The sequence below is a fragment of the Pseudarthrobacter woesei genome (assembly GCF_055412745.1).
In genome coordinates this window covers 1-12,872 of the sequence record NZ_JBVAYU010000011.1, presented here as the reverse complement: position 1 = coordinate 12,872, position 12,872 = coordinate 1, and the positions used below count along the sequence as shown (strand labels likewise).

At 67.9% G+C, this 12,872-nt stretch carries 15 protein-coding genes; 11 read left to right on the top strand and 4 right to left on the bottom strand.

What is annotated here, in order from left to right; all coding sequences use genetic code 11:
- Positions 1-5: 5 nt before the first annotated feature.
- From ACZYZE_RS14910 to ACZYZE_RS14890, 5 genes are all read left to right on the top strand, one after another.
- Complete coding sequence (locus ACZYZE_RS14910) at positions 6-1,088, top strand: FecCD family ABC transporter permease (RefSeq protein ID WP_459319309.1); 1,083 nt, start codon at positions 6-8, stop codon at positions 1,086-1,088.
- A gap of 113 nt (positions 1,089-1,201) precedes the next feature.
- On the top strand, positions 1,202-2,236 hold the full coding sequence (locus tag ACZYZE_RS14905; protein ID WP_463908622.1) for a FecCD family ABC transporter permease: 1,035 nt from the start codon (positions 1,202-1,204) through the stop codon (positions 2,234-2,236).
- Position 2,237: 1 nt separating this feature from the next.
- Positions 2,238-3,086, top strand: coding sequence for an ABC transporter ATP-binding protein (locus ACZYZE_RS14900; RefSeq protein WP_459319310.1), 849 nt, complete (start codon positions 2,238-2,240; stop codon positions 3,084-3,086).
- Positions 3,083-4,150, top strand: a complete 1,068-nt coding sequence (locus ACZYZE_RS14895; RefSeq protein WP_459319311.1) for a siderophore-interacting protein — start codon at positions 3,083-3,085, stop codon at positions 4,148-4,150. The genes ACZYZE_RS14900 and ACZYZE_RS14895 overlap by 4 nt, the downstream gene beginning before the upstream one ends.
- Positions 4,151-4,250: 100 nt before the next feature.
- Positions 4,251-5,087 carry an SGNH/GDSL hydrolase family protein gene (locus tag ACZYZE_RS14890; RefSeq protein ID WP_463908514.1) on the top strand — a complete coding sequence of 279 codons (837 nt, stop codon included), beginning with the start codon at positions 4,251-4,253 and terminating at the stop codon, positions 5,085-5,087.
- A gap of 19 nt (positions 5,088-5,106) precedes the next feature.
- Here ACZYZE_RS14890 and ACZYZE_RS14885 read toward each other — a convergent pair whose 3' ends face one another.
- Positions 5,107-5,394 carry a YciI family protein gene (locus tag ACZYZE_RS14885; protein WP_459319313.1) on the bottom strand — a complete coding sequence of 96 codons (288 nt, stop codon included), beginning with the start codon at positions 5,392-5,394 and terminating at the stop codon, positions 5,107-5,109.
- Between the two features lie 100 nt (positions 5,395-5,494).
- On the opposite strand from ACZYZE_RS14885, the gene ACZYZE_RS14880 reads away from it, so the two are divergent.
- The 3 genes from ACZYZE_RS14880 to ACZYZE_RS14870 are packed head-to-tail and all read left to right on the top strand — an operon-like array spanning position 5,495 to position 8,672.
- Entirely contained in the window at positions 5,495-5,983 is a 489-nt protein-coding gene (locus tag ACZYZE_RS14880) for a MarR family winged helix-turn-helix transcriptional regulator (protein ID WP_459319314.1), read from the top strand.
- Positions 5,984-6,033: 50 nt separating this feature from the next.
- Positions 6,034-7,851, top strand: coding sequence for a glutaminase A (gene glsA, locus ACZYZE_RS14875; protein ID WP_463908511.1), 1,818 nt, complete (start codon positions 6,034-6,036; stop codon positions 7,849-7,851).
- A 59-nt stretch (positions 7,852-7,910) separates the two neighbouring features.
- Positions 7,911-8,672, top strand: a complete 762-nt coding sequence (locus ACZYZE_RS14870) for an SGNH/GDSL hydrolase family protein (RefSeq protein WP_459319316.1) — start codon at positions 7,911-7,913, stop codon at positions 8,670-8,672.
- Here the strand turns inward: ACZYZE_RS14870 and ACZYZE_RS14865 are convergent.
- The 3 genes from ACZYZE_RS14865 to ACZYZE_RS14855 are packed head-to-tail and all read right to left on the bottom strand — an operon-like array spanning position 8,669 to position 11,416.
- A complete protein-coding gene (locus ACZYZE_RS14865) occupies positions 8,669-9,421 on the bottom strand; it encodes an FAD:protein FMN transferase (protein ID WP_463908620.1) in 753 nt (250 codons plus the stop codon). The genes ACZYZE_RS14870 and ACZYZE_RS14865 overlap by 4 nt on opposite strands.
- Positions 9,422-9,467: 46 nt before the next feature.
- Positions 9,468-9,977, bottom strand: a complete 510-nt coding sequence (locus ACZYZE_RS14860) for an FMN-binding protein (protein WP_459319317.1) — start codon at positions 9,975-9,977, stop codon at positions 9,468-9,470.
- Positions 9,974-11,416, bottom strand: a complete 1,443-nt coding sequence (locus ACZYZE_RS14855; protein ID WP_463908509.1) for a ferredoxin reductase family protein — start codon at positions 11,414-11,416, stop codon at positions 9,974-9,976. The genes ACZYZE_RS14860 and ACZYZE_RS14855 overlap by 4 nt, the downstream gene beginning before the upstream one ends.
- 481 nt (positions 11,417-11,897) lie before the next feature.
- Between ACZYZE_RS14855 and rpmB the strand changes: the two genes are divergently transcribed.
- From rpmB to rpsN, 3 genes are read left to right on the top strand one after another with little or no spacing between them, the layout of a single operon-like run.
- Positions 11,898-12,134 (top strand): 50S ribosomal protein L28, encoded by a 237-nt coding sequence (rpmB, locus tag ACZYZE_RS14850; protein ID WP_026532175.1) that lies wholly within the window; start codon positions 11,898-11,900, stop codon positions 12,132-12,134.
- On the top strand, positions 12,134-12,301 hold the full coding sequence (gene rpmG, locus ACZYZE_RS14845; RefSeq protein ID WP_013602737.1) for a 50S ribosomal protein L33: 168 nt from the start codon (positions 12,134-12,136) through the stop codon (positions 12,299-12,301). The genes rpmB and rpmG overlap by 1 nt, the downstream gene beginning before the upstream one ends.
- 4 nt (positions 12,302-12,305) lie before the next feature.
- Positions 12,306-12,611, top strand: coding sequence for a 30S ribosomal protein S14 (gene rpsN / locus ACZYZE_RS14840; protein WP_326967060.1), 306 nt, complete (start codon positions 12,306-12,308; stop codon positions 12,609-12,611).
- Positions 12,612-12,872: the final 261 nt, after the last annotated feature.

Here is a 12,872-nt window from a genome sequence, read left to right as displayed (position 1 = left end):
GCCCCATGAGCCCACTGACGACGACGGCGGCCCTGACCGCCGCCCGGCCCGCGCCGGAGGCTCCGGAAACGACCGGAACCTCTGGCGCCCCCGCCCGGGGTCCGCTGGCCGCTTGGCTGCTGGCCGCCGTCGTCGTCCTGGCACTCGTGGCCGCAGCCTCCCTGGCCATCGGAGCCCGGGGCCTGGCCCTGGACACCGTATGGCATGCGCTGGTCCACTTCGATCCGGCCAACGGCGACCATGCCGTGGTCCAGGCCCGGATCCCGCGCACCGTCCTTGGCCTGCTCGCCGGCGGCGCCCTCGGCCTGGCCGGCGCGGCCATGCAGGGTGTGGCCCGCAACCCGCTCGCGGACCCGGGCATCATTGGCGTCAACGCCGGGGCAGCGCTGGCCGTCGTCACCGGCATTTACGTTTTCGGCGTCTCCTCGCTGTCCGGGTACATCTGGTTCGCGTTCATCGGCGCCGCGGGCGCCGCCGCCGTCGTCTACCTGATTGCCTCGCTGGGCAGGGACGGCGCGACGCCGGTGAAGCTCGCCCTCGCGGGGGCCGCCCTGAGCGCCGGGCTGTATTCGCTCATGAACGTGATACTGGTTTCCAGCCAGGACACCCTGGACCGCTTCCGGTTCTGGCAGGTCGGCGGGATCGCGGGCCGCGACTGGTCCGTGGTGCTCCCCGGGGTACCGTTCCTGCTGCTCGGGGCCCTGATTGTGCTGGGCACAGGGCGGATCCTCAACGGACTCGCCCTGGGCGATGATCTGGCCCGCGGTCTCGGCCAGCGCGTGGGGGTGGCCCGCGGCATCACGGCGCTGGGGATCGTGCTGCTCTGCGGCTCGGCCACCGCGCTGGCGGGCCCGATCGGCTTCGTCGGGCTCGTCATTCCGCACGCCGTACGCTTCCTGACCGGTCCTGACTACCGCTGGATCCTGCCGTTCTCGCTGGCCCTGGCTCCGGCGCTGCTCCTGGCGGCCGACGTGATGGGCCGCGTCATCCTGCTCCCCGGCGAGGTTCCCGCCGGGATCATGACGGCGCTGCTCGGCGCCCCGGTGTTCGTCTGGCTGGTCCGTCGCGGCAAGGGGGCCGGCCTGTGAGGACGGCCCCAGGATCCGCACCAAAGACCGGCCCGGCCAACACACCCCGCGCGCGGGAATCCGCCGCCGGGTTGGCACTTCGCGGCAATGATCCGCGCAAACATTGGCGTTATCTGCCAACTCGCGGGGCCGTCTTCAACCGCACCGCCGTCCTGGCCCTCGCCGTCGGCGTGGTCTTTGCCGCGTACGTGCTGCTGGGAAGCTACACCGTCACCGTCCCCGACTTCCTCAGGATCCTGGCCGCCCACTTCACCGGCGGGCCGAAGATTCCCGGCGCGAGCTTCATTGTGATGGAGCACAAGCTGCCGCGGGCCGTGGTCGGCACACTGATCGGCGCCGCGTTCGGACTGTCCGGCGGGCTGTTCCAGACCATGCTGCGCAACCCGCTGGCCAGCCCGGATGTGATCGGCATCAGCTATGGTGCCAGCGCCGCGGCCGTCACGGCGATTGTCCTCTTCGGCGCGTCCGGCGCTGTGGTGTCGGGCGCGGCCTTCGCCGGTGCACTGGCCGTGGCCGCCCTTATCTACGCGATCTCCCGCAGTGGATCGCCCGGCGGCGGCCAGGGCAGTGTCGCGGGAAGCCGGCTGATCCTGGCCGGGGTGGGAATTGCCGCCGCGCTGCAGGCCGTGGTCAGTTTCCTGATGACCCGGACGGATATCCGCACCGCCGCGGACGCCCTGATCTGGCTCAACGGCTCACTCAACTCCGCCAGCTGGGACAGGGCCGGGGTCCTCGGCGTCGCGCTGATCGTCCTGATTCCGGCCGTCGTGGTCCTCGCCGGCCCGCTGCGCATCCTCGAACTCGGGGACGACGCCGCCGCCGGCCTCGGAGTGCGCGTGGGCGCCACCCGGCTCGCGATCGTGGTCGCCGCCGTCGGCCTCGCAGCGGCGGCGACGGCGGCTGCCGGACCCGTCGCGTTCGTCGCCTTCCTCGCCGGTCCGATTGCCGGCCGCTTCGTCCGCAAAGCCAGCCTGCCCGCATCGGCCCTGAGCGGCGTGCTGATCGTCCTCTCGGCGGACTACCTGGCCTCAAATGTTGCCCCGCTGCTGCTGGCCGGAACCATCCTTCCGGTGGGCGTGGTCACCGGTGCCCTGGGCGCCCCGTTCCTGCTGTGGCTTCTGGTCACGTCCAACCGAAAGGATGCCTGAGATGGCAGCTCTGCACGCCTCCGGCCTGACGCTGAAATACGACCAGCGCACCGTCATTGAAGGACTTTCCGCCGAAATCCCGGAGGGCAAGGTGACTATGATCGTCGGCGCCAACGCCTGCGGGAAATCCACGCTGCTCCGGGGCCTCTCCCGGCTGCTCAAGCCCGCTGCGGGCGTGGTCACCCTGGACGGCAAAGACATCCACAGCCGGCCCGCCCGCGACGTTGCCCGCACCCTTGGCCTGCTCCCGCAGCACCCGACGGCGCCGGACGGCATCTCGGTCCGGGACCTTGTGGGCCGGGGCCGCTACCCGCACCAGGGCTTCTTCCGAAGCCGCTCGGCGGAGGACGAGCGCGCCGTGCAGCGCGCGCTGTCCGCCACCGCAACGCTGGAGCTTGCCGAACGGAATGTGGACGAGCTCTCCGGCGGGCAGCGCCAGCGCGTATGGATTGCGATGGCCCTGGCGCAGGAAACCGAGGTGCTGCTGCTGGACGAACCGACGACGTACCTGGACCTCGCCCATCAGGTGGAGGTCCTGGACCTGATCACGGACCTGAACCGCGGGCGTGGCACCACAGTGGCGATCGTGCTGCACGACCTCAACCTTGCTGCCCGGTACGCGGACCACGTCATCGCCCTGAAGGACGGACGGATCGTGGCACAGGGGGCTTCCGCGGCGGTGGTGACCGAGGACCTGGTCCGCGAAGTGTTCGGACTGGAGTGCAGGGTGGTGCCGGACCCGGTTTCCCGCACCCCACTGATCATCCCGTTCGGCCGCCACCACAGTGAATCCGCAACTGAATCCGCGGACGCCGAAAGCCCGAATCCAACCCTGGAGCTGGTCCCATGACTGCAATGAACCACACCGCCCGTCCCGCCCGCAGGCAGCAGCTGGCCATCGAACCTATGACCTTGGCCTTCGAGGTCCGGGTGACGGCGGTCCAGCAGCTCAGCCCGAACTTTCGACGGATCACCTTCGGCGGCTACGCGCTGCGGGATTTCGGCGTGCACGGCGGCACCCTGGACCTGCGGGTCAAGCTCATGATCCCGTCGCTGGCGGCGGACGGCGCCCCCGTACCGCTCCCGGAGTTCCGGACGGAGGAGGCCGGCTGGTACCACGAGTGGCTGGCCATGGACCCGGCAACCCGCGGATCCATGCGCACCTACACGGTTCGGCAGGAGCGCCTCGACGCCGTCTACCCGGAAATCGACGTCGACTTCGTGCTGCACTTCGACGATGCGGGGAACGGCGGCCCGGCCGCCAACTGGGCCCTGAACGCCAGGCCCGGGGACGCCCTGACCCTGATCGGGCCCAACATCAGGGCCGCACACTGCGTCACGGCGGAAACCTACTCCGGCATCGAGTGGCGGCCGGGCCTGGCCCAGCGGGTGCTTCTCGCCGGTGACGAAACCGCCGTCCCCGCGATCAGCGCCATCCTCGAAAGCCTCCCGCCCTATATGAGCGGGCACGCCATCCTCGAGGTACCGGAGGCCGGCGACTTCCAGGACATCAGGACCGACGCCGGCGTCGACATCACCTGGCTGGCCCGCGGCGCGTCGATCGGCCGCTCCCGTCCCCACGGCCAGATGCTGCATGAGGCGGTCCGGGCAGCAGTTCCCCTGCCCGGCTGGGTGGGCGTCACATCCGCCGGCCAGCCCGCCGGACCCGAGCCCGAGGACGTCAACGTGGACCAGGACATGCTGTGGGAAACCCCCGCCCGGATGGACTCCGCCGCGATCGGTGCCAGCAGGAACCCGGACAAGCCTGCGGGCGCCCTGCCGTTCTACGCCTGGATGGCCGGTGAGGCCGGGGCCATCAAGGAGCTGCGCCGGTATCTGGTACGGGATGTGGGGATTGACCGGAAGCAGGTGGCGTTCATGGGGTACTGGCGGCAGGGCAAGGCCGAGCTCTAGATCCGATGCTCCCGTAGTCCCTTCCGGGCCTCGCGGCCGGCTCACCTGCTGTGCCCCGCGTGTTAACCCCGACGTCGTGCGGCCGGGCTACCGTGGCGCCATGGCCGAAAACCTTCTCAACACGGGCCCTGACGGGCGGCGGGTTTACGTTGCCCTCGGGGATTCCTTCACCGAAGGGGTGGGGGACTACAACCTGCGGCTGCCCAACGGCGTACGAGGCTGGGCAGACCGGGTGGCGGAGCAGCTGGCCAAGTCGGAACCGGGCTGGAAGTACGCCAACCTCGCCATCCGCAGCAAGAGGCTGCGCCACATCGTCGCCGAACAGCTTGAACCGGCGCTGGACATGGAACCGACGCTCATCACCTTGTATGCCGGCGGAAACGACATCCTGGACATCGGGACCGACATCCAAGCCCTGATGCGGGACTACGAATCGCTGGTCGCGAGGCTATCCGTTACCGGGGCAACGCTGGTGCTGTTCACGGGATTCGACGTCAGGGTCTCGGCGTTGCTGGAACCGTTGAAGAAGCGCAACGCCATCTACAACCAGCGCGTCCGCGAGGTGGCGGCCCGGTATGAGGCCGTGCTGGTGGACTACTGGTGCTTTGACGCGTTCTACGACCCGCGGATGTGGGATTCGGACCGCCTGCACATGTCCAAGGCAGGCCACAAGTACCTCGCCGGGCAGGTCCTGGACCAACTCGGCGTACCGCACAAGGTCAAGCCCAAGGACTGGGAGCCGGCCGCGAAACTGGGCCTCCGGGACTGGGAGCGGAGGCAGCGCCGCTGGGTCCGTGACTGGGTCCTGCCGCTGTTCGGGCGCAAGCTCCGCGGCGTCACGCTTGGGGACCAGCTCACCCCCCGCTGGCCGGAGCCGGTCAGGGTCCCGCCGAAGGGCGGACTGAAGAAACTGGCCGCCAAAATGCCCGTGGGCTAAGCCGGAACGGGCCCGGCGCTCAGCTGTCCAGCAGGTTTTCGTAGCCCGGGGCCACCCGGTTGGCATGAAACTCCATGACCTCGAATTCGGCAACCCCGTTCACAGAGAACGGGTCCTTGGCCAGCACAGCATCAAGGACCGTCCGGTCCGCGTTGGAGAGCAGCAGGGCGCCCGTGCGTGGGATCTTCCGTCCCGCAACCATAAAAACGCCCTGGTCGAAGGCGTCCTGCAGCCACGTGACGTGCGCCGGAAGATGGAAGTCAACGATCTCTTCGGGGACCTTATAGGTCAGGGAGACTACGTACATAGGGTCAGCCTACCGCCTGGACACAGCCCGGCAGCGGGACTCCCCTGACCCGAATAATCGCACTTGAACCGTCAATCTTTATTTCTCCTAGAATGTAACCATGACTGAACCGCGCTGGCTGAACGCCGACGAACGCCGGGCCTGGCTGGCCCAGCTGAGCATCAACACCCTGCTTCCGGCGGCCCTGGACACGCAACTGCACCACGCGCGCAAACTCTCCCTTTTTGACTACAACGTCCTCGCGATGCTCTCCGAGGCCGACGGCCGCTTCCTGCCCATGAGTGAACTCGCCGCGCGCACCAGCGCCTCGCTGTCCCGGCTCTCTCATGTGGTCACTAAGCTGCAGACCCGCGGCTGGGTGGAGCGCCGCCCGCACCCCCGCGACGCCAGGGTCACAACGGCGCACCTCACCGACGCAGGGATGGAAACCCTCGAGGAGCTCGCCCCCGCCCACGTCGAGGCCGTCCGTTCGCTGTTCCTCGATGCACTGAGCGCGGAGGACGTCGCCGACCTCGCCAGGATCGGCGAGAAGATCGTCGGCCGCCTGGACGGGGACCACTGGATCCTGCGGGACAGCAAGCAGGCCTAGGGCCCGCCCGCCAGGCTTCCCCGACCACGGCGTCGCCTAGTGTTGGCACTATGGAATCGCCGATCGACAGCTACCTGCGCCAGATCCACGCCGAGATCGCCAGGCTCAAGGACGGCACGCCGTACAGCACCATTCCAGCGATGGCCAACGTGGATCCGGACAACTTCGGCATCGCCCTCGCCACCGTGGACGGCCAGGTATACGAGGTGGGGGACACCCGCGAGGAATTCACCATCCAGTCCATCTCCAAGCCCTTCACCTACGGGCTCGCCCTGGAGGACCTGGGCTGCGACGCCGTCGATGCCAAGGTGGACGTCGAGCCCTCGGGCGATTCCTTCAACGAGATTTCCCTGGCCGCCGGGACCGGCCGCCCTGCAAACGCCATGATCAACGCCGGTGCCCTCACCGCCACCTCCCTGATCAAGGGCTCCGGCGGGCAGTCTGGCTTCAAGCGGATCCTCAGCACGTATTCAGCGTTCGCCGGCCGGCAGCTCTCGGTCAGCGAGAAGGTCTATGAATCCGAGCTCAAGCACGGCCACCGCAACACCGCCCTCGCGCACCTGCTGCGCTCTTTCAACATCATCGAAGATGACCCGACCCCGGTCCTCGAGGACTATTTCCGCCAATGCTCGGTGCTGGTGAACTGCTTTGACCTCTCGATCATGGCCGCCACCCTCGCCAACGGCGGCCGGAATCCGCTCAGCGGCAAGCAGGTGCTGGAGATCGGGCCGGTGGAACGGGTGCTGTCGGTGATGATGACCTCGGGGATGTATGACGACGCCGGGGCCTGGATCAGCAGCGTCGGCATGCCCGGCAAGAGCGGCGTGGCTGGGGGGATCATCGCCGTGCTGCCCGGCCAGGTGGGCCTGGCCGTCTACTCGCCGCCGCTGGATGAGCACGGGAGCAGTGTTCGGGGCCTCGCCACCGCCCAGCGGCTTTCCCGGGACATGGAACTGCACTTTGTCCGCGCGGCGCGGACCGGTCGGTCCGCCATCCTCGCCGCGTACGACGTCACCGAGACGCCCTCTGGCATCCGCCGCAACGACGAAGCCGCCGATGTCCTCCGCGCCCACGGCCACCGGGCCCGGGTGATCGAGCTCAACGGCGACCTGCTCTTCGCCGGAACCGAGACCATGGTGCGGGAGCTCAGCGCGCTGGCGGACGACGTCGAGCTCGTGGTCCTGGACCTGCGCCGCACGGACCAGGTCAGCGAGGTGGCCGTGCGGATGCTGGGCACGGCCCGGGAGGGGATGGCCGGCGCCGGCCGCGAACTCGTGCTGATCGAGGCGGACGGCTTGCTGGCGGAGTCGCTGAACCGGGCAAACGGGCAGCCGGTGCCGTCCTACGCCACCCGGAATGCCGCCGTCGAATACTGCGAAAACCGTCTGCTGGCGCACTACGGGAACCAGTCGCTGTTGCCGGACCACGTCCCGGTGACCGCCTCTCCCGCCCTTGCGCCGCTGGAGGAGGCGGACGCCCTGGCTCTGCAGGCCCTGATGACAGCGAAGAAGTACGACGACGGCGACGTCATCCGCCGCGTCGGGCTTCGGTTCGGCGGGGTCTACTTCATCACCGCCGGCAAGGTCAGCAGCACGTCGCCCGGGCCCACCGCCGACCGGGTCAAGCTCAACACCCTCAGCGCGGGAATGACGTTCGGCGAATTGGCGCTCGGCAGCGGCAACCGGCAGGAGACCACGGTGCGGGCGGTCGGCCCGGTCGAAGTCATGGTTCTCAGCGCCGAGGCAATCGCCGAGCTGGAAGACACCGAGCCGCGGCTCGCCATCGGCCTGTGGAAGGCCCTCACCCGGGATGCCTACACCCGGGTGGAGCAGTACCTGCGCGAATCGGCCGTCCGGATCCGGGAGTAGCGGCTGAACCGTTGTCCCCTGCTTTGTTTGCTTGGGGCAACTGCTGGCAGACTGTCTTCATGGATTTCACGTCCCGCTATGTAGCACTGGGAGACTCCTTCACGGAAGGCGTCGGCGACGACGACCCCACGCGCCCCAACAGCGTCCGGGGCTGGGCGGACCGGGTGGCCGAACAGCTCGGCGCCGCCGATCCGGGCTTCGGCTACGCGAACCTCGCCATCCGCGGCCGGAAACTCCGCCAGATCATGGCAGAGCAGGTGGACGCCGCCGTCGAACTCAAACCGACGCTCGTAAGCATCTACGCCGGGGCCAACGACATCCTGAGGCCCAGGGTCGACGTCGACGAGCTGCTGGTGGAATACGACGCCGGCATCCGCAAACTCAAGGCCGCAGGCGCCACCGTGGTGATGTTCACCGGCTTCGACGCCCGCGGCTCCAAGATCTTCGGCACGATGCGCGGCCGCACCGCCATCTACAACGAACTGGTCCGCGGAATCGCCGGCGACCATGGCGCCCTGCTGGTGGACTACTGGCGCTTCAGCGAATATTACGACTGGGGCATGTGGGCTACCGACCGGATGCACATGTCCGCCGCCGGCCACGCGAACATGGCCAGGCGCGTCCTCACGGTCCTGGAGCACCGCCACACGATCGATGTTCCGCCGATGACGCCGGTGCCGGAACTGAGCCGGGCAGAGGCAATCCGTGCCAACGCCCGCTGGGTGCGCGAATTCGCCGGCCCATGGGTGCTCCGCCGGGTCACGGGGAAGTCCTCGGGCGACGGCCTGACTGCCCGCTACTCCCGGCTCACCCACCTCTAAGCGCGGAAACCCGGCGTCCCCAACAGCTTCCCGCTGCCGATCACGGCGAGCACCTCAACGTCCCAGCCGTCCGTGGCGCGGTCCAGCATCGGGCGCCCGCCGGCCACGATCGCCGTCGCCAGCACGTCCGCGGTGACAATGTCCGCGGCCGCCACGGACACCTGACGGAACTCGGAGCGGCCCGGGCCGGCCGTCCAGATGTGGTCCCCGCGTTCCGCGGAGCCCGAGGTCGCCAGCGCGGCGAACCGGCCGCCGCCGCCCAGCTCAAAGCCCGAAACCAGCATCATCCGGTCCTGCGGGTCCACAATTCCTGCCTGCCACGGGCCCCCGGATCCCGGCACCGGCGAGCCGTTCACCAGCACATCGCCGCCGGCGTTCAGGCACCAGTCCCCGAATCCCAGGGCCAGCAGCGCGGCGCCTGACTGCCTCATCGCATAACCCTTGATGATCCCGGACAGGTCCGGGACGCCGTCGGGCCGCTCCGGCGTGAAGGCGCCCTCTGTCAGCAGCCGCCAGCCGGCCGCGTCCGCGAACCGGGCCCGCATCTCCGCCGAAGACTCCCGCAACGTGATATCGCGCCCGGCCAGCCGGCTTGCCTCGGATTCCGGCCGGTACAGGCTGAAGGTCCGGTCCAGCCGGCTGAACAGGTGTTCGACGGCGGCCGTCGCCTCGTCCAGGAGAATCTCACCGCCGTCCCGCGGTGTCCCGCAGGCGCCGGCCGGAAAGGCCAGGCTGATCACCGTGCCCATACAGCGGAAGGTTCTGGCCTTGAGCACCGGCTCCTCCGGCACCGGCTCAGAGGTTCGCAGCATCGATGGCCGCCTGAAGGGAACTCAAATACGCGACGCTGGTCACGGTGGCGCCGCCGATCGTCTGCACCTTGGCGGACTGGGCCTTGATGACCGCGGCACGCAGCAGCGGCGCGGCGCGGTTGCTGATCTGCACGGATTTACGCTCGTCGTCGGTGAGTTTGAGCGCTGTGACGTCGCTAATCGCCCCGGCTGTCACGGTGATCTGCACCTGGACGGTGCCGAAGCGGGTCTGGACCACGGACCCGGCAAAGATGCCGCCGGCCTTGGCCGCCGCGGCGCCGCTGCCGGTGGAGGAACCTGTGGAGCCCGAGGTCCCGCTGGATCTGCTCGAAGGACCGGATCCGGACCCGGATGTGGCCCCGCTGGTCCCGACTGAACCGGAGGTTCCGGTGGCCGTGCTTCCCGCGTCGGCGGCGTGGGTGCCGGATTGCCAGCCCGCAAGGAGAATCCCGGCGGACGCCAGTGCTGCTGAAACCGCTGCGCGGATTCTCACCAGTCGAACCTTTCGTAGTGGATTTGATCCTCGCCGACACCGGCGGCACGGGCGTCGTGGAGGGCGCTGCCGGCCCATGCCGCAGGTCCGCAGACGTAGACGTCGGCATCGGCGATGTCGGGAGCGTAGCTGATCAGCCGGTGCCCCGAACGGGCCGCCGACTCCGGCAGCCAGCCCCCGCCGCCAGCCGGGCGGGGGCCGGTCAGGTGGAACAGCGTGGCGCCCCGGCTCCGGCACAGTTCAAGGATCTCCGCACCCAGGTAGAGTTCAGAATCGCTGCGGCCACGAAGCATCACGGTGGCGTTGCCCGGCTCGAAGGGGGTGCTCTCGAGCAGGGCGCGGATGGGGGTGATTCCGATGCCCGCACCGATCATCACCACGCGGTTCCGGCTGCGGGAGGCCGTGCTGAACAGCCCGTACGGGCCCTCGACGGCGACCCGGGTTCCGGGCTTCAGCGTGGCCAGACTGGCGGAACCCTTGCCGAGATTGCGGACCGTAATCCTCAGCATTCCGGCACCGCTGGAATCGAGCTTCCCCGGTTCCGCGGAGAGGCTGAAGGGATGCGGGTGCCACCACTGCCCCGGAGCGAGGAACCGCCAGATGAAGAACCGGCCGCCGCTGCCGGCGAGTTCGTTGAGATGGAGCCCCGCCATCTCAATGCTGACGACGCCGGGACCCTCCGGCACCACCCGGCTCACAGTCAGCCGGTGCCGGAAGGTCGCAACGATTGGTTCCAGTACGCGATAGTGCAGGAGTGCGGCACCCGTGCAGCCGCAGATCGCGAGCCAGTACCAGCGCTGCCAGGTGCCCTCGGCGAAGAGCCCGCCGACGCTGAACTGATGCGGGATTGCGGTCAGCACCGCGGCGTAGGTCAGCAGATGGACCGTGTACCAGAACTCGTAGGGGAACCGGCGTCGGACCGCCACGAGGGAGGTGACCACGACGGCGACAAACAGCCCGAGGGACACGATGGCCAGCCACATATCGGGAACAAGGACCCACAGGGACACGGCCTCGCTGACCGGATCGAGGCCCTCAGCCATCCCGTACCCGGATGCCAGCAGGACTCCATGGGCGAGCAGCAGGTACAGGGCAGGCTTCCCCAGCTTGCGGTGAAACTCCAGGGCCCGGTCATGGCCCACGGCCGCGTCGATAAGGGGGATGCGGGCCGCCAGGAGCAACATCAGCAGTACCAGGTCCATCCCGGCGAGGCCGGCGGTGATTCCCATGGCGGTGAAGGATCCGGACAGGGTGGAGAACCCGGTTGCACCGCCGTCGGCCAGCCACAACGCTACGGCGCCGGCCACTGACGCCCAGGCGAGAACTGTCAGCAGATCCGCCTGGAGCAACCGTCGCCGGGACTGCCGCTTGAAGGGGGTCGAAGCCCTGGTGGACAGGCGCGGCGCCGCTCGCCGGGCCGTCCGGGATGATGTGGTCATGACTCCAGAATCAGCCCGTTGGCTATCATTTGGCTGTGAAATCCCTACGGCACCGATGTGATTCCACGCCACCGGTACTGCCGCCCCTTATACACCCCGGAACAGCGGATTGGTCTTTAATTCGCCAAGCTCGTAGACTTGGTGGGCGCTAGGTGGCGCGGAGCGTGTGCAATTGCTCCGGTTGGCGGGAATTGTCGGCAGAATCGACAGTCCTGACGGCCGGTAGTTAGGGGCTCAAGTTGCGTGCACTCCTGTATTCGCCCAGCATCCCGGTACTTCGCAGTGGCTTCCGAAAGGATTCCCTGCCCGGTACCCGTGGCCCACAATCTTCGCCGCAGTGAGGAAAGCAGACGGTTTACGCCGTCTGCTTGCACGCTGCGGAACTAACGATCACGGGTGGGGCTGGACTGCGGACGCTGCCTGCCGCACGGTTGAGCGGGAACTCCGCCAACCGTTTCATTTATTTTTGAGGAGAGTCGTCATGGCAGCACACTGCCAGGTGACCGGAGCCGAGCCGGGCTTTGGACACAGCATTTCGCACTCGCACCGACGCAACAAGCGCCGGTTCGACCCGAACATCCAGAAGAAGCGGTACTGGGTTCCGTCCCTGCGCCGTAATGTCACCCTGCAGGTCTCTGCACGTGGCATCAAGACCATCGACGTACGTGGCATCGACGCAGTTGTCGCCGCCATCCTGGCACGAGGAGTGAAGCTCTAATGGCAAAGGACAAGGACGTACGTCCGATCATCAAGCTCAAGTCGACCGCGGGCACGGGTTACACCTACGTGACGCGAAAGAACCGTCGTAACGACCCGGACCGCATGGTTCTGAAGAAGTACGACCCCAAAATCCGCCAGCACGTCGAATTCCGAGAGGAGCGCTAAACACATGGCTAAGAAGTCAATGATCGCTAAGAACGAACAGCGTAAAGTCATCGTCGAGCGTTATGCTGCAAAGCGCCTCGAACTGAAGAAGGCTCTGGTTGATCCCAACTCAACCGACGAAGTACGCGAAGCTGCACGCCTCGGCCTGCAGAAGCTGCCCCGCAACGCCTCACCGGTACGTCTGCGTAACCGCGACATCATCGATGGCCGTCCCCGCGGTACCTTCCAGAAGTTCGGTATCTCCCGTGTTCGCTTCCGCGACATGGCTCACCGCGGTGAGCTCCCGGGCATCAAGAAGTCTTCCTGGTAATTCAGCACTCCTGAAGCCAGTGGCTTGAGGAAGGGCCGGCAACCGTTTGGTTGCCGGCCCTTCCTGCGTTTAAGCCCAGGTCTGCAGTCATCCCAGAACGGACGGGATGCGACTTTCCGGTTCGCCGCACCCCTGGCCGCCGGCGGGGCTGGTTTGCGGTGGGGGCTGGGTGGGTGTATTGTTTTCTAAGTCGCCACGAGGGAGACCAGCGGAAATGCTGGGAACCGGAGGCGGCCAATCCCCTAAATTTCAAGGCCAGGA